This is a genomic window from Amycolatopsis sp. NBC_01488 (assembly GCF_036227105.1).
GTDB lineage: Bacteria > Actinomycetota > Actinomycetes > Mycobacteriales > Pseudonocardiaceae > Amycolatopsis.
This window is the reverse complement of record NZ_CP109434.1, coordinates 4,985,512-5,000,786: the sequence shown is the minus strand read 5'-3', so window position 1 is coordinate 5,000,786 and position 15,275 is coordinate 4,985,512. Positions and strand designations below refer to the sequence as shown.

The window sequence follows — 15,275 nt, the reverse complement described above, 5'->3', positions numbered from 1 at the left end:
GTGCTCCTTCACAGATCGGGTTCGCCCGAGAAGAGTACCCGCCGCGACCAGGGGCCCTTCAGTCGCTCTTCCGGTAGAGATCCTTCTTCGCGATGTAGCGGACGACCCCGTCGGGAACGAGGTACCAGACCGGTTCCCCGCGTTCGACGCGGTCGCGGCAGCCGGTCGAGGAGATCGCCATCGCGGTGACCTCGACGAGGCTCACCTTGCCGCTGGGCAGGTGGTGCGAGTTCAGCCGGTAGCCGGGCCGCGTGACGCCGATGAAGTGCGCGAAGTCGAACAGCTCGTCGGCCTTGTGCCAGGTCAGGATCTGTTCGAGCGCGTCGGCGCCGGTGATGAAGTAGAGCTGATCGTCGGGGTACTCGGCATGGAGGTCGCGCAGCGTGTCGACGGTGTAGGTCTGGCCGCCGCGGTCGATGTCCACGCGGCTGACCGAGAAGACCGGGTTGGACGCGGTCGCGATGACCGTCATCAGGTAGCGGTCCTCGGCCTTGGTCACCTGGCGGCTCGTCTTCTGCCAGGGCTGCCCGGTGGGGACGAAGATCACTTCGTCGAGCCCGAACCGGGACTGGACCTCGCTGGCCGCGACGAGGTGGCCGTGGTGCACGGGGTCGAACGTGCCGCCCATGACCCCGATCCGCCGTGGTGACATGACCGGAGAGCCTATACAGCCGGACGGCGCGAAGCCGGGTGCTCTCGCACACCTCGCCCTACCGGGCAGTAGTTGTGATTCAGGTCACATTACGGCCGGTATTCGTCGCGAACGGTCCGTTCGCGACGCCGCCGATTCCCGGATCGTCGGTGCCATGGGGTAGACGTGGGGACGTGGACACGACCAGCACCACCCCAGCCCTCCGCGACCGCGCCGAGACCCTCGTCCGGGCCCTCGCCGGCGATTCGGCGAAGCTGCGCGAAGACCAGTGGACGGCCATCGAGGCACTGGTCGCGCACCGGCGTCGCGCGCTGGTCGTGCAACGCACCGGCTGGGGCAAGTCGGCGGTGTACTTCCTGGCCACGGCCCTGCTGCGTGAACAGGGCAGCGGGCCGACGGTCATCGTCTCGCCGCTGCTCGCCCTGATGCGCAACCAGATCTCGGCGGCGGCCCGTGCGGGGATCCACGCGGCGACCATGAACTCCGCGAATCCCCAGGAGTGGGACCAGGTCCAGGCCTCGGTCGCGGCCGGCGAGATCGACGTGCTGCTTGTCAGCCCCGAACGGCTGAACAACCCGGACTTCCGCGACAACGTGCTGCCGAAGCTGACCGCCAGCACCGGCCTGCTGGTGGTCGACGAGGCGCACTGCATCTCCGACTGGGGGCACGACTTCCGGCCCGACTACCGGCGCCTGCGCACGCTGCTGGGCGACCTGCCCGACGGCGTGCCGGTGCTGGCGACCACGGCGACGGCGAACGACCGCGTCGTCACCGACGTCGCCGAGCAGCTGGGCCTCGGCACGGGCGCGGACACGCTGGTGCTGCGCGGCAGCCTCGACCGGGAGAGCCTGCGGTTGTCGGTGTGCCGGCTGCCGACGTCGCAGGCGCGGCTGGCCTGGCTCGCCGACCACCTGGCCGAGCTGCCCGGGTCGGGGATCATCTACACGCTGACCGTGGCGGCGGCGCACGACGTCGCGTCGCTGCTGAAGGACCGCGGCTATCCGGTGGCGGCCTACACCGGCAAGACCGACCCGGCCGACCGGCAGGCCGCCGAGGACGACCTGCTCGGCAACCGGGTCAAGGCGCTGGTCGCGACGTCCGCGCTGGGCATGGGGTTCGACAAGCCGGACCTCGGGTTCGTCGTGCACCTCGGCGCGCCGTCGTCGCCGATCGCGTACTACCAGCAGGTCGGCCGCGCCGGGCGTGGTGTGGAGCGCGCCGAGGTCGTGCTGCTGCCCGGCGAGGAGGACCGGGCGATCTGGGCGTACTTCGGCTCGCTCGCCTTCCCCGACGAGCTGCGGGTGACGCAGGTGCTGAACACGCTCGCGTACGCCGACCGTCCACTGTCGACGGCCGCGCTCGAGCCGTCGGTGGAGCTTTCCCGGTCACGGCTGGAAATGGTGCTCAAGGTCCTGGACGTCGACGGCGCGGTGCGGCGCGTGAAGGGCGGCTGGACGAGCACGGGCGAGGACTGGGAGTACGACCGCGGGCGGTACCGGCGGGTCGCGGAGGCCCGGGAGCGCGAGCAGGACGCGATGCTCGGCTACCTCGCGACGGACGGCTGCCGGATGGCGTACCTGCGGCGCCAACTCGACGACCCCGAGGCGACGCCGTGCGGGCGGTGCGACAACTGCACCGGCACGCACTGGGACACGACGGTGGCCGACGACGTCGCCGAGGCGACCCGCGAACGGCTGCAGCGGCCGGGCGTCGAGGTCGCACCGCGGAAGCAGTGGCCCACCGGGATGTCCTCTTTGGACGTTCCGGTCTCCGGCCGGATCGGGGCCGACGACCAGGCCGAGCCGGGACAGGTGCTCGGACGGCTCACCGACGTCGGCTGGGGCAACCGGCTGCGGGAACTGGTGGGGCCGCAGGCGAAGGACGCCGACGTGCCCGACTCGGTGTTCAAGGCGTGCGTCCAGGTGCTCGCCGGGTGGCAGTGGGCGGAGCGGCCGGTCGCGGTGGTGGCCGTGCCGTCGTCGACGCGGCCACAGCTGGTGTACAGCCTGGCGACGCGGCTGGCCGACATCGGCAAGCTGGACTTCCTCGGCGCGCTCGACGCGGACGGCCCGCCACCGCGTCAGGCGAACAGCGCTCAGCGGCTGGCCGACCTGTGGAAGCGGCTGAGCATGCCCGCCGACCTCGCGGGGATCCTGCCGGCCGGGCCGGTCCTGCTGGTGGACGACGTCATCGACACCGGCTGGACGATGACGCTGGCCGCCCGCCTGCTGCGGCGGGCCGGCGCGCCGGCGGTCCTGCCGTTCGCGCTGGCCAGCACGGCGTAAGGGAGAGGAGAACACGAAGCCGGACGAGTCGGAACCTTTCGGACCGCGAACGAATATGGCAAAGTCCCGTTGCACCTTCGGGTGACGTGGAGGCCGCCATGACCGAGTCCGCCGTGCAGGCATCCCAGCGGCACCGGCTGCCGGTGCGCAAGCTGTTCGCGGCGAGCGCGGGCAACGCGCTGGAGTGGTTCGACTGGACGATCTACGCGACGTTCAGCATCTACTTCGCCGGCGCGTTCTTCCCCGCCGGGAACGACACGCTGGCACTGATCAACACGTTCGCCACCTACGCGCTCGCGTTCTTCTTCCGCCCGCTCGGCGGAGTCCTGCTCGGACGCTTCGCGGACACGCGCGGCCGCAAGCCGGCCATGATCCTCACCATCCTGCTCATGGCGGGCGGGTCGGTGGCGATCGGGCTGCTGCCGACGTTCTCGCAGGTGGGCTGGCTCGCGCCGATCCTGCTGCTGTTCGCCCGCGTCGCGCAGGGGCTGTCGCTCGGCGGTGAGGTGTCGAACGCGTCGGCGTACCTGGGCGAGATCGCGCCGCCGGAGCGTCGCGGGCGGTACTCGGCGTTCTTCTACATCTCGACCGGGACGGCCGTGCTGATCGCGACCGTGCTCGGGTTCGTCCTGGCCCGGACGCTGGACAAGGCGCAGCTCGCGTCGTGGGGCTGGCGGCTGCCGTTCCTGCTGGGCGGCGTCTTCGGGCTGGTCGGGCTGTGGCTGCGCCGCAGCCTCGCCGAGACCGAGCTGTTCCAGCAGACGAAGGCCAAGGCGCGGAAACTCGAGCGGCCGTTGCTGACGACGCTGACGCACCACCCCAAGGCCGTCGGCAGGCTCGTCGGCTTCACGATGCTCTCGACGCTTTGCTACTACACGTTCTTCAGCGCGCTGACGTCGTTCGCGGTGAAGAACCGCCACGCCGGCGCCGACGCCGTCTTCCTCGCGCTTTCGGTCGGCACGGCGTTGTTCATCGCCCTGCAGTACCCGATGGGGGCGCTCGCGGACCGGGCCGGGCGGAAGCCGCAGCTGCTCGTCTGGTCGGGGGTGACCGCGCTCGTCGTCGTGCCGCTGTCCACGTTGATCGGCCCCGGCGTCGGTGGGCTGCTCGCGGTGTTCTGCGTTGGGCTCGGGCTGTACACGGCGATGACGTCGATCGCGCCGGCCATCATGAGCGAGCTGTTCCCCACCGAGCTGCGCGGGCTCGGGATCGGCGCCTGGTACAACCTGACCGTCGCGATCTTCGGCGGCACGGCGCCGCTGCTGATCACCGTCTTCGGCACGGTCTCGCAGACGCTCTACTTCTGGTACGTCGCCGTCGGCGCGGCGATCGCCTTCGCGGTCATCCTGACCCTGCCCGAGACCAAGGGCAGCGAGCTGCGGTAAACCCTTCGTCACCGGCCGGTCACGCTCGCTACGCTGCGACATCCGGACCCCCTCAAGCAGTTGTGGGCTCCGTGACCGAGCCGAAGGAGGGACACCGTGCAGACCGCCGACGTTACCGAGGAGCTGGCGCGCCGCGTGGTGGCCGCCGCCGGCCGGGCGCTGGACGTCGAACTGACGCCGGAGCAGGCGCTGATCCAGGCGTCGCCGCGCGAAGGCGTCGACTACCAGGGAAACCTCGCGATGAGCCTGGGCAAGCGGCTCGGGCGCCCACCGCGTGAGGTCGCGGAAGCCATCGCCGGCGCGCTGGAACTCGAGGGCATCGCCGACCCGCCCGAGATCGCCGGGCCGGGGTTCCTCAACTTCGTGCTGCGCGGGGAATGGCTCCAAGACCGCACCGCCGCGCTCCTCGGCGACCCCCGCCTCGGCGTGCCGGAAACCGCGTCGCCGCGGCGGATCGCGCTGGACTACAGCAGCCCGAACGTCGCCAAGGAGATGCACGTCGGGCACCTGCGCACGACGGTGATCGGCGACGCGCTCGCGCGCCTCCTGCGGTTCGCCGGGCACGAAGTGCTGCCGCACAACCATCTCGGCGACTGGGGCACGCCGTTCGGCATGCTGATCGAGCACCTCCTCGACGTCCCGGCCGGGCAACGCGCCATCGCCGACCTCGACGCGTTCTACCGCGAAGCGCGGCAGAAGTTCGACGGCGACGAAGCGTTCGCGACGCGGGCGCGCACCCGCGTCGTGCTGCTGCAGAGCGGCGACGAGGAAACCCTGGCCGTCTGGCGGGAGCTCGTCGCCGAATCGACCCGGCACTTCGACGAGGTCTACGCGCTGCTCGGCATCTCCTTGACGGACAAGGACATCTACGGCGAGAGCTTCTACAACCCGCACCTCGCCGCCGTGGTCGACGACCTCGAACGGGCCGGGCTGACCGAGATCAGCGACGGCGCGGTGTGCGTGTTCCCCGAAGGCTTCCGCAACCGCGAGGGTGACCGGCTGCCGCTGATCGTCCGCAAGCGCGACGGCGGCTACGGGTACGCCGCGACCGACCTGGCCACCGTTCGGTACTGGACGGCCGAACGCGGCGCGACCGACCTCCTCTACGTCGTCGGGACGCCGCAGGCGCAGCACTTCGCGATGCTGTTCGCCGTCTGCCGCGCGGCCGGTTGGCTGACCGGGCACGCCGAGCACATCGGCTTCGGCACGGTCCTGGGTGCCGACGGCAAGACCATGCGGACCCGGTCCGGCGACACGGTCAAGCTGGCCGACCTGCTCACCGAAGCCGTGACGCAGGCCGCCGCGGTCGTCGCCGAACGCAGCGAGCTCGACGCAGCCGGGCAAGCCGAGGTCGCCCGGGCCGTCGGCATCGGCGCGGTCAAGTACGCCGACCTGTCCGGCGACCGCGAGCGCGACTACGTCTTCGCCTGGGACCGGATGCTCGCCAAGGAAGGCAACACTTCGGTGTACCTCCAGTACGCGCACGCGCGGACGCGGTCGATCCTCCGGAAGGCGGCCGGCGTATCCGATGGTGCGGAAATCACGCTGGAAGCGCCTGCGGAGCGAGCTCTGGCGGTGAAGCTGCTCCGGTTCGGCGAAGCGCTGAAGGTCGCGACGGACGGCTACGCGCCGCACAAGCTCTGTACGTACCTGTACGAAACCGCGGTCGCGTTCTCCCGGTTTTACGACGATTGTCCGGTCATCAAGGCGCCGGACCCCGAGTTGCGCGCGTCCCGGCTGAGGTTGACTACGCTGACGTCGCACACGCTCGCGCTCGGGCTCTCGCTGCTCGGCATCGAAGCGCCCGACCGGCTCTAGCGGAGATCACCTTGGAACTGCCCGGCGATCTGCTCGCACTGCTGCGCGAGCCCAGCCTCTGCTTCCTGGCCACCCTGATGCCCGACGGCTCGCCGCAGCTCACCCAGACCTGGGTGGACACCGACGGCGCGCACATCCTCGTCAACACCGTGCTGGGCCACCAGAAGCAGCGTAACCTCCAGCGCGACCCGCGGGTGGCGCTGAACGTCGCCGACCGCGACCGGCCGTCGCGCTACTACGCGATCCGCGGACGCGTGCTGGAGATGACCGAGGACGGCGCGGTCGAGCACATCGAGAAGCTCTCGCAGCGCTACCTCGGCGGCCCGTACCCGTGGTGGGGCGGCCGGGACCAGACGCGGCTGCTGCTCACGATCAAACCGGATCGGATCACCCCGTGATCATCATCGCGGGCTGGTTGCGGGTCGCCCCCGAAGGCCGGGACGCCTACCTCGAGAGCTGCGGCGAGGCCGTCCGCCTCGCGCGGGAGGCACCCGGCTGTCTGGAGTACGCGCTGGGTGCCGACCTGCTCGACCCCGGCCGGGTGACCGTGTACGAGCGCTGGGAGTCCGATGCGGACCTCGAGCGCTTCCGCGGGTCCGGGCCGTCGGACGAGCAGGCGGCGCAGATCCTCGACGCTTCGGTGGCGCGCTACCGGATTTCGGCGGTCGAGGCGCCGTGATCGGCCAGTAGCGCCACCAGTTCCCCGGTCAGGCTGGTGCCGATCGGCTCCCGCGTCGCGAGGAGCCGGTACCAGAGCGTGCCGAACACGACGTCGATCACGGTGCGGGAGCTGACTTCCGCGGGCAGTTCGCCGCGCTCGCGGGCGCGGTCGACGAGGGTGCCGAGCGCTTCGCGGCGGCGGTTGAGGAAGTCTTCGCGGAACCGCTTCCCGAAGCCGGGGTCGATCTGCGCCTGCGCCATCAGCGCGCGCAGTGTGTCCGCGACCTGCGCTTTCTCGCCCAGTTCGAACGTGCTGCCCAGGAACGCGGCAAGGTCGGCGCGGAACGTCCCCTCGTCGGGGATCGGCACGTACAGGTCCGCCTTCGTCGCGAGCGCGTCGAGCAGGACGTCGGCCTTCGACGGCCACCAGCGGTAGATCGTCTGCTTGCCGACGCCGGAGCGGGCGGCGATGCCTTCGACGGTCAGCGCGCCGTAGCCCGCCTCGGCGACCAGGTCGAGTGTGGCGGTGAGGATCGCCAGCCGGCTCTGTTCGCTGCGCTTGCGTCCGGGACGGGACTGGTCGGTCATGGGATCCGATGGTAACGTCGGTTTCGAAACGAGACGTACCGGTTCGAAATGGGGAACAAGTCATGAGCATCGCTCTCGTCGCCGGCGGCACTTCGGGCATCGGCCTGGCGACCGCGCGGCGGTTGCACGAGCAGGGTTACGACGTCCACGTGACCGGGCGCGGCAAGGAACGCCTCGACGACGTCGCTCTCAGTGATCCGGAGCTGACCGGCCACCAGGCCGACGGCGGCGACGCCTCGGCGATGGCCGCGCTGGCGGAGTCGCTGGGCACGGTCGACGTGCTGGTGGTGAGCCTGTCCGGCGCCGAAGGGATGGGGCCGATCGCGTCGCTGGACCTGGCGATGCTGCGGCGGGCGTTCGACGCGAAGTTCTGGGCGCACCTGACGACGATCCAGGCGGTGCTGCCGCACCTGGCCGCGGACGGGTCGATCACGCTGCTGGGCGCGATCAGCGCGCACGCGGCGATGCCGGGGACGGCGGGCATCGCCGCGCTGAACGCGGCAGTGGAAGCGCTGGTCAAGCCGCTCGCGGTCGAACTGGCGCCGCGGCGGGTGAACGCGGTTTCGCCGGGCGTCGTGGACACGGCGTGGTGGAGCGGCTTCCCGGCGGAGGTGCGGGAAGGGTTCTTCGCGCAGACGGCGGCTTCGATCCCGTGCCGCCGCGTGGCGACGGCGGACGACGTGGCGGAGGTCGTGGCGCTGGCGGCGACGAACCGCAACCTGAGCGGCACGATCCTGGAAGCCGACGGCGGCGCCCGCCTGGTCTCGGTGGGCTGAGCCCGACGTGAAGGGGCATCACCCGTGATCAGGAAGGCATCACCCGTGATCGAAGGGGCATCACACGTGATTGGAGAGGCATCACACGTGATTGGACGGTCGACACGGTGATGCCCGCCGGATCACGGGTGATGCCCGCTCAATCACGGGTGATGCCCGGTGGATCACGGGTGATGCCTGGGCGAGCACGTGAGGCGGTGGGGGGTTAGCGGCGGAGGGGGACGAGGTCGTCGGCGTGGACTACCTCGCGGCGTTGTTCGGGCGGCAGCTCGGGGGTTGAGCGGCCGATCAGGTCCGGGAGTTCCGTCGCGTCGAAGGCCACCACTCCGCGGGCTACCGGGCGGTCCTTCGCGTCCACCAGGTCGACCACGTCGCCGGCCTGGAATTCGCCTGAGACGCCGATGATTCCCGCCGCCAGCAACGACCTGCGGCGGCGGACCACCGCCGTTACCGCGCCGTCGTCCAGGTGGAGCTTGCCCGTCGTGTCCGCCGCGTAACCCAGCCAGAACCTGCGGGCCGACAGGCGCGTGTCCGCCGGGGCGAACGCCGTGCCCGGGGAAGCCGTTGTCAACGCGGCAGAAGCTTCCGAAGCCGCCGCCAGCAGGACCGGGATGCCCGCGCCCGCCGCTGTGCGGGCCGCCGCCAGCTTCGACACCATGCCGCCCGTTCCCAGGCCGGAGCTGGACATGCCGACCGAGATCCCGTCCACATCGGACTCCGAGAGGACCTCGGTGAGCTTGCGGGTGGCGCCCTCGCGGGGGTCGCCGTCGTAGAGGCCGTCCACATCGGACAGCAGGATCAGCGCGTCCGCGCCGATCAGGTGGGCCACCAGCGCCGCCAGGCGGTCGTTGTCGCCGAAGCGGATTTCCTCCGTGGCCACCGTGTCGTTCTCGTTGACCACCGGGACCGCGCCCAGGGCCAGCAGCCGCGAGAACGTCCGCTGCGCGTTGCGGTAGTGCGACCGGCGGACGACGTCGTCGGACGTCAGGAGCACCTGGCCGACCGTCAGCGAAAACCGGCCGAACGACTCCGCGTACGCGTGCGCCAGCGTCAGCTGGCCGACGCTCGCCGCCGCCTGCTGGGTCGCGAGGTCGCGGGGACGCTTGCCGAGCGAAAGCGGCGCCAGCCCGGCGCCGATCGCACCCGAGGACACGAGCACGATCTGCGCGTCGCGGGCGACGCGCTCGGCGATCGCGTCGACCAGCGCGTCCAGCCGAGCCACGTCGAGGCCGCTGCCGGCCGTGGTCAGCGCCGACGAGCCGACCTTGACGACCAGGCGCCGGGCCGAGGCGATGGCTTCCCGCGTGCCGCTCACGCGTCCAGGTCCACGTCGCCGTCTTCGGTCTCGTCCGGGCCGTCGCGGCGGATCCGGCGGGCTTCCTTGCGCTCGGCCGCGCCGACCCGGTCGTTGCGCTCCAGCCGGACGTCGGTGCCGCGCCCGGACAGGTGCATCGCCACCGCAGGCGTCGACGGCTCCCACTCGAACTGGACGTCGCCGATCGTGACCGGGCTGCCCGGCACCGCGCCGAGTTTCGCCAGCTTCTCCTCGACGCCGAGGCGTTCGAGCCGATCGGCCAGGTAGCCGACGGCCTCGTCGTTGCCGAAGTCGGTCTGGCGGATCCACCGTTCCGGGCGGGACCCGCGCACGATGAACGCGCCCTCCTCCTCGGGGTCGACCTCGACGGTGAACCCGGTGTCGTCGACGGCGAGCGGCCGCAGGACGATCTTCTCCGGCTCGAGCACCGGCTGCGCCTCGCGGTACTGCTCGACGACCCTGGCCAGGGCGAACGTCAGCTCACGCAGGCCCTTGCGCGACGCCGTGGAGACCTCGAACACCTGCAGGCCGCGGGCTTCGAACTCCGGCCGGACGAACTCGGCGAGCTCGGCGGCCTCCGGGATGTCGATCTTGTTGAGCACGACCACGCGCGGGCGCTCCTCGAGCTTCCCGCCGAGACCCGGGGTGTACTTGGAAAGTTCCGCCTCAAGAGCGTCCACATCGGACACTGGGTCGCGGCCCGGCTCGAGCGTGGCGCAGTCGACGACGTGCACCAGCACCGCGCACCGCTCGATGTGGCGCAGGAAGTCGAGACCGAGGCCCTTGCCCTCGGACGCGCCGGGGATCAGGCCGGGCACGTCGGCCATCGTGAACACCGTCTCGCCGCCGGTGATGACGCCGAGGTTCGGCACCAGCGTGGTGAACGGGTAGTCGGCGATCTTCGGCTTGGCCGCGGACAGCACCGAGATCAGCGACGACTTGCCGGCGGACGGGAAGCCGAGCAGGCCGACGTCGGCGACCGAGCGCAGCTCCAGCACCAGGTTGCGGGCCTCGCCGGGCTCGCCCAGCAGCGCGAAGCCGGGGGCCTTGCGCGCCTTCGACGACAGCGCCGCGTTGCCGAGGCCGCCGCGGCCGCCCTGCGCCGCGACGAACGTGGTGCCCGGGCCGATGAGGTCCGCGACCAGCTCGCCGTCCTCGGTGAACACGACGGTGCCCGACGGCACCTTCATCACCAGGGTCTCCCCCGCCGCCCCCGCACGGTTGCCGCCCTGGCCCATCTTGCCGCTGCCCGCCTTGGCGTGCGGGCGGAAGTGGAAGTCGAGCAGGGTGTGCACGTTCGGGTCGACGACCAGCAGGACGTCGCCGCCGTTGCCGCCGTTGCCGCCGTCCGGGCCGCCGAGGGGCTTGAACTTCTCGCGGTGCACCGAGGCACAGCCGTTGCCCCCGTCACCGGCGGTCAGGTGGATGACCGCGCGGTCCACGAACCGGGACGCCATGACTTGCCTCTTTCACTCGCGAACAAGGGATACACAAAACAAACGAGGGGTGGCACCGGATATTCCGGCCCCACCCCTCGTCAGAGGTCTAGCGACAGACCGAAGGTCAGGCTTCGGTCGGCACAACGATGTTGACCGTCTTGCGGCCGCGCTTCTCGCCGAACTGGACCGCGCCGGTGGCCAGCGCGAACAGCGTGTCGTCGCCGCCACGGCCGACGTTCACGCCGGGGTGGAACTTGGTGCCGCGCTGGCGGATCAGGATCTCGCCGGCGTTGACCTGCTGGCCGCCGAAGCGCTTGACGCCGAGGCGCTGCGCGTTCGAGTCGCGACCGTTGCGGGAGCTGGACGCACCCTTCTTGTGAGCCATGGCTCAATCCTCTTTCTTGCCGAAGATCCGGAGACGGTCTTACAGGGAGATGGCGGTGACCTCGACGCGGGTCAGCTTCTGCCGGTGACCCTGGCGCTTGTGGTAGCCCGTCTTGTTCTTGAACTTGTGGATCCGGATCTTCGGACCCTTGGTCTGCTCGACGACCTTGCCGGTGACCGAGACCTTCGCCAGCGCGTCGGCGTCCGTGGTGACCTCGCCACCGTCGACGTACAAAACGGCGGGGAGGATGTGCTCGGTGCCCGGCTCGCCCTCGAGCTTCTCGACCTCGACGACGTCGCCGACGGCCACCTTGTACTGCTTGCCGCCGGTCTTGACGATCGCGTACGCCGACACGGAAGTCTCCTGCATTACTCGACAATGGGTGGGGGCCCGCGCGATCGGCCCGCCTCCGGGAAGGCGGTCCTGAACTCGCGCAGCGACCTACTCTGCTGGCAGGCCGTACTACAGGTTACGTGGGGTGCCCCGGTGCGTTACCACCGGGGTCCCCTAGTTGTTCACTTGCTCTGGTCGGAGGCGTGCACCGGCGGACCCGCCGGGCGCGACGCGGCCCGGCGCGGACGGCGCCGGGTGGAGCGCGCGGCCGGTTCCGGCACGCTGACCTCCGGTTCGGCGACCGGCTGCGCGGCCTCCGAAGACCCTGCCTCCGAAGACCCTGAAGCCGCGGTGACGGGCTCCTCCGCCGGTTCCGGCGCCGGGGACTGCTCGACCTCGGGCTCCTCGTCCTGCGGCACCGGGGCCTCGTCCGCCTCGGTGGTCACCGGGACACCGGCGACCTCCTGGGCGGGTTCCGCGGGCGGCTCGGCCGCCACCGGCGTCTCGTCCGCCTCCGTGGTCGCCGGGACGTCCGCGACCTCCCTGGCCGGCTCCGGGACGTGCCCGTTGCCGTTCAGGGCGCCGTGGTCGTGTTCCTTCGCGACCTTCGAGGCGTTCGCCATCGCCGCCACCGCGGACGCGATCGACTCGCGCTTTTCGGGCGGCGGAACCGCGTGCACCTCGGCCTTGGCAGCGCTCTCGGCCTCGGCCTTGGCGGCTTCGTCGGCCTTGCCGCGGCCGCGCGACCGGCGGGAGCTCTTCTCCCCGGCACCGCCACCGCCACCGCCGCCGTTCCCGCCGTTGCCGTTCCCGCCCTGGGACTGCGAGCCGCTGCTCGTGCGCTGCACCTCGGTCGAGACGATCACGCCCCGGCCCTTGCAGTGCTCGCACGGCGTGGAGAACGCTTCCAGCAGGCCCGTGCCGATCTTCTTGCGGGTCATCTGCACCAGGCCGAGCGAGGTGACCTCGGCGACCTGGTGGCGCGTGCGGTCGCGGCCGAGGCACTCGGTCAGCCGGCGCAGCACCAGCTCACGGTTGGACTCGAGGACCATGTCGATGAAGTCGATCACGATGATGCCGCCGATGTCCCGCAGCCGGAGCTGGCGGACGATCTCCTCCGCCGACTCCAGGTTGTTGCGGGTCACCGTCTCCTCGAGGTTGCCACCCGATCCGGTGAACTTGCCGGTGTTGACGTCGATCACCGTCATCGCCTCGGTGCGGTCGATGACCAGGTAACCGCCCGACGGCAGCCAGACCTTGCGGTCGAGGGCCTTGGTGATCTGCTCGTCGATCCGGTGGTCGGCGAACGCGTCGCCGGTGCCGGTGTAGCGCTTGAGGCGCTCGGCGAGCTCCGGCGCGACGTGCCGGACGTAGTCGTTGATGGTTTCCCAGGACCGGTTGCCCTGGATCTCCAGCTTGGTGAAGTCCTCGGTGAAGAGGTCGCGCACGACCTTGACCAGCAGGTCGGGCTCTTCGTAGAGCATGGTCGGCGCGCCGCCCTTCTTGCCGGAACCGGCGGCGGCCTTCTCCTTGATGACGTCCCACTGGGCCTTCAGGCGGTCGACGTCGCGGCCCAGCTCCTCCTCGCCGATGCCCTCGGAGGCGGTGCGGATGATGACGCCCGCGTCCTCCGGGACGATCCGCTTGAGGATGTCCTTGAGCCGGCGGCGCTCGTTCTCCGGCAGCTTGCGGGAGATGCCGGTGGCGCCGCCCGCGGGGACGTACACCAGGAAGCGGCCGGGCAGCGAGATCTGCGTGGTCAGCCGGGCGCCCTTGTGCCCGACCGGGTCCTTGGTGACCTGGACCAGCACGGAGTCGCCGGTGGACAGCGCCTGCTCGATCTTGCGGGCCTTGCCCTCCAGGCCGGCGGCGTCCCAGTCGACCTCGCCGGCGTAGAGCACGGCGTTGCGGCCGCGGCCGATGTCGATGAACGCGGCCTCCATGCTCGGCAGCACGTTCTGGACGCGGCCGAGGTAGACGTTGCCGACGATCGAGCCGGAGCCCGACTGCGTCACGAAGTGCTCGACCAGCACGCCGTCCTCGAGCACCGCGATCTGCGTCGCATCGCCCTTTTCGAGGACGACCATCGTGCGCTCGACCGACTCGCGGCGGGCGAGGAACTCGGCCTCGGACAGGATCGGGGCGCGGCGGCGGCCGGCCTCCCGGCCGTCGCGGCGGCGCTGGCGCTTGGCCTCCAGGCGCGTCGACCCGCGGACACTGCGCACCTCGTCGCGCGCCGGGCGCTCGCGCTCGGCGCGTTCGGCCTGCTCGGCCTTGGCCTGGCGGACGTGGGTGACGGTGTTGGGCGGGTCGTCGGTGGTTTCGGCGTCATCGCCGTCCGAGCCCTTGCGGCGACGGCGGCGGCGACGGCGCTTGCTACCGCCCTCGCCGTCGTCGGAGTCGCTTTCCGAGTCCGACGACTCGGCGGCGTCCTCGGTCTCCTCGGCGTCCGCTTCGGGCTTTTCGTCCCCGTTGCGGGACTTGCGACGCGGCTGCTCTTCGGCCTGGCCGTCCTCGTTTTCACCGGTCTCGTCGCTGCCGTCGGCGCCCTTGCCGCGGCCACGGCCCCGACGGCCGCGGCGGCGACGGCGGCGGCTGGCGCCGTCCTCGCCGTCGTCGTCCCCGAGGTCGCCGGCCGCCGAGGTGTCCTCGGTCTCGTCGTCGGCCTCGGGCTCGGGGCGGGGCTCCGGGCGGGCCGGGGTCTCCGGCAGGGGCGGCGGCTCCGCGAACGGGTCGGCGGGCTTGCGGGCGGGCTTGGTGGCCGCAGGCTCCGGCGGCAGGAAGACCGGCGACGGCGCGGCGAACACCGGCAGGTGCGCGCGGGTCTTCTGCCGCGGACGCGGCTTCTCGGCCTCGGCGGCCGGCACCTCGGGCACCGCCGGGCGGGCGGGCTCGGCGGGGGCCTGCTCGGGCGCGGCCTCGGCGGGTGCGGCACCGGCTTCGGCCGGGGCGAAGGCCTCGGCCACCTTGAGCGCGACGTCCCTGGTCACGCTCGACTGCGCGCTGCGCACGCTTTCGCCCAGCTCCGCGAGCTGGGCCAGGACGTCCCGGCTGGGCTTCTCGAGCAGCTTGGCCAGCGCGTGCACCCGGATCCGGGCGGGCAGGTCGGCCAGTGGACCGCTCGCGGGTGTGGCGGGATTCCCGCCGGTCTGCTCGGCGGGTGTTTCCGCGTTCGACATGTGTCTCCTCCGCCCCCGGGCGCGTCTGCCGGTGTTCACCGGCAGGGACGCGGCCGCGCAGGGGCCCCTTTCTGTTCGTTCCGCCGTGGTGGTCACCAGCGACGGGAATCCTGGCCCGACGACCGGGCGCCGCACCACCGCATCCGGTGGCGCAACCCGGTCAAAGGTCTGCTCGGCGTTGTGCGTCACCAGTCGCGGCCCCCGGGCCGCCCGCCACGTCGTCCAGCCGCCCGGCTCGCGGGCAGCGACGCGCGTCGCGGGAGTTCGTGCACATCACCGGGCCACAACGCCGCAGGCAGCACCTCTCACGTGCCCCGCGGCCCAGCGGCCACCTCGAGTATCCCACACCGGGTGACTGCTCCGTCGTACTCGGTACCTCCGCCCACGCCGCCGGGCGCGCCGCGAGCCCCACCGGCCGGGGGAACTTGGCCGTAGCGCTTGTCCGCCGGGCACGGGGTGG

13 protein-coding genes are annotated in these 15,275 nt (G+C 71.5%); 6 read left to right on the top strand and 7 right to left on the bottom strand.

What is annotated here, in order from left to right; translation table 11 throughout:
* Positions 1–58 precede the first annotated feature (58 nt).
* Entirely contained in the window at positions 59–628 is a 570-nt protein-coding gene (gene nadD / locus OG738_RS24115; RefSeq protein ID WP_442875951.1) for a nicotinate-nucleotide adenylyltransferase, read from the bottom strand.
* Between the two features lie 197 nt (positions 629–825).
* Between nadD and OG738_RS24110 the strand changes: the two genes are divergently transcribed.
* The 5 genes from OG738_RS24110 (at position 826) to OG738_RS24090 (ending at position 6,819) form a co-directional block, all read left to right on the top strand.
* Positions 826–2,937 carry a RecQ family ATP-dependent DNA helicase gene (locus OG738_RS24110; RefSeq protein WP_329044268.1) on the top strand — a complete coding sequence of 704 codons (2,112 nt, stop codon included), beginning with the start codon at positions 826–828 and terminating at the stop codon, positions 2,935–2,937.
* Positions 2,938–3,035: 98 nt separating this feature from the next.
* Positions 3,036–4,322, top strand: a complete 1,287-nt coding sequence (locus tag OG738_RS24105; protein WP_329044267.1) for an MFS transporter — start codon at positions 3,036–3,038, stop codon at positions 4,320–4,322.
* Positions 4,323–4,418: 96 nt separating this feature from the next.
* Entirely contained in the window at positions 4,419–6,140 is a 1,722-nt protein-coding gene (gene argS / locus OG738_RS24100) for an arginine--tRNA ligase (RefSeq protein ID WP_329044265.1), read from the top strand.
* An 11-nt stretch (positions 6,141–6,151) separates the two neighbouring features.
* Positions 6,152–6,538 (top strand): PPOX class F420-dependent oxidoreductase, encoded by a 387-nt coding sequence (locus tag OG738_RS24095; RefSeq protein ID WP_329044263.1) that lies wholly within the window; start codon positions 6,152–6,154, stop codon positions 6,536–6,538.
* Positions 6,535–6,819 (top strand): putative quinol monooxygenase, encoded by a 285-nt coding sequence (locus OG738_RS24090; RefSeq protein ID WP_329044261.1) that lies wholly within the window; start codon positions 6,535–6,537, stop codon positions 6,817–6,819. The genes OG738_RS24095 and OG738_RS24090 overlap by 4 nt, the downstream gene beginning before the upstream one ends.
* Here the strand turns inward: OG738_RS24090 and OG738_RS24085 are convergent.
* Positions 6,789–7,388 carry a TetR/AcrR family transcriptional regulator gene (locus OG738_RS24085; RefSeq protein WP_329044260.1) on the bottom strand — a complete coding sequence of 200 codons (600 nt, stop codon included), beginning with the start codon at positions 7,386–7,388 and terminating at the stop codon, positions 6,789–6,791. The genes OG738_RS24090 and OG738_RS24085 overlap by 31 nt on opposite strands.
* Before the next feature lie 62 nt (positions 7,389–7,450).
* On the opposite strand from OG738_RS24085, the gene OG738_RS24080 reads away from it, so the two are divergent.
* A complete protein-coding gene (locus OG738_RS24080; protein ID WP_329044259.1) occupies positions 7,451–8,164 on the top strand; it encodes an SDR family NAD(P)-dependent oxidoreductase in 714 nt (237 codons plus the stop codon).
* 205 nt (positions 8,165–8,369) lie between these two features.
* Here the strand turns inward: OG738_RS24080 and proB are convergent, their stop codons facing one another.
* From proB to OG738_RS24055, 5 genes are all read right to left on the bottom strand, one after another.
* Positions 8,370–9,479 carry a glutamate 5-kinase gene (proB, locus tag OG738_RS24075; RefSeq protein WP_329044258.1) on the bottom strand — a complete coding sequence of 370 codons (1,110 nt, stop codon included), beginning with the start codon at positions 9,477–9,479 and terminating at the stop codon, positions 8,370–8,372.
* Positions 9,476–10,936 carry a GTPase ObgE gene (gene obgE / locus OG738_RS24070; RefSeq protein WP_329044257.1) on the bottom strand — a complete coding sequence of 487 codons (1,461 nt, stop codon included), beginning with the start codon at positions 10,934–10,936 and terminating at the stop codon, positions 9,476–9,478. Before obgE ends, proB begins: the two co-directional genes overlap by 4 nt.
* Before the next feature lie 106 nt (positions 10,937–11,042).
* Positions 11,043–11,303, bottom strand: a complete 261-nt coding sequence (rpmA, locus tag OG738_RS24065) for a 50S ribosomal protein L27 (protein ID WP_329044255.1) — start codon at positions 11,301–11,303, stop codon at positions 11,043–11,045.
* Positions 11,304–11,342: 39 nt separating this feature from the next.
* Positions 11,343–11,657: a 50S ribosomal protein L21 gene (gene rplU, locus OG738_RS24060; protein WP_086678418.1), complete on the bottom strand. Its 315-nt coding sequence runs from the start codon at positions 11,655–11,657 to the stop codon at positions 11,343–11,345.
* Between the two features lie 161 nt (positions 11,658–11,818).
* Complete coding sequence (locus OG738_RS24055) at positions 11,819–14,815, bottom strand: translation initiation factor IF-2 N-terminal domain-containing protein (protein WP_329044254.1); 2,997 nt, start codon at positions 14,813–14,815, stop codon at positions 11,819–11,821.
* Positions 14,816–15,275: the final 460 nt, after the last annotated feature.

What these genes read in the sequence shown, in the direction of transcription:
- nadD (WP_442875951.1), bottom strand. Translation starts at nt 628, where the DNA reads ATGGGCGGCACGTTCGACCCCGTGCACCACGGCCACCTCGTCGCGGCC.
- OG738_RS24105 (WP_329044267.1), top strand. Translation starts at nt 3,036, where the DNA reads ATGACCGAGTCCGCCGTGCAGGCATCCCAGCGGCACCGGCTGCCGGTG.
- OG738_RS24085 (WP_329044260.1), bottom strand. Translation starts at nt 7,388, where the DNA reads ATGACCGACCAGTCCCGTCCCGGACGCAAGCGCAGCGAACAGAGCCGG.
- OG738_RS24080 (WP_329044259.1), top strand. Translation starts at nt 7,451, where the DNA reads ATGAGCATCGCTCTCGTCGCCGGCGGCACTTCGGGCATCGGCCTGGCG.
- obgE (WP_329044257.1), bottom strand. Translation starts at nt 10,936, where the DNA reads ATGGCGTCCCGGTTCGTGGACCGCGCGGTCATCCACCTGACCGCCGGT.
- rpmA (WP_329044255.1), bottom strand. Translation starts at nt 11,303, where the DNA reads ATGGCTCACAAGAAGGGTGCGTCCAGCTCCCGCAACGGTCGCGACTCG.
- OG738_RS24055 (WP_329044254.1), bottom strand. Translation starts at nt 14,815, where the DNA reads ATGTCGAACGCGGAAACACCCGCCGAGCAGACCGGCGGGAATCCCGCC.